Genomic DNA, 366 nt, shown 5'->3' on the forward strand with positions numbered 1-366 from the left:
TGCTCGTCGCCCTGGCCGCCTTCTACCTGCTGCCGATCTACGTGCTGGTGAACAACGGGCTGAAGTCCTTCCAGGAGGTCAGCCTGAGCCGCATGTGGGAACCGCCGTCCCGGGTGGGCCTGGATAGCTTCGCCCGGGCCTACGAGCGGCTGGCGCCCAACTTCCGCAACAGCGTCCTGCTCGTGGTGCCGGCGACGCTGGTCACCGCCGCGTTGGGCTCCATCAACGGCTACCTGCTGGCCAAGTGGAAGTTCACCGGAGCCGACGTCGTCTTCCCCCTGCTGCTGTTCGGGATGTTCATCCCGTACCAGAGCGTGCTGATCCCCCTCGTCCAGACCCTGCAGTGGCTGGGGCGCACGCTGGGGA

1 protein-coding gene is annotated in these 366 nt (G+C 66.9%); it reads left to right on the top strand.

Going from position 1 to position 366, the window contains the following annotated elements; all coding sequences use genetic code 11:
* The coding region (locus QN141_13655) for a carbohydrate ABC transporter permease (protein ID MDR7559523.1) at positions 1-366 on the top strand (366 nt) is incomplete at both ends.

It is taken from the genome of Armatimonadota bacterium, assembly GCA_031459765.1.
Classification (GTDB): Bacteria; Sysuimicrobiota; Sysuimicrobiia; order Sysuimicrobiales; family Kaftiobacteriaceae; genus Kaftiobacterium; species Kaftiobacterium secundum.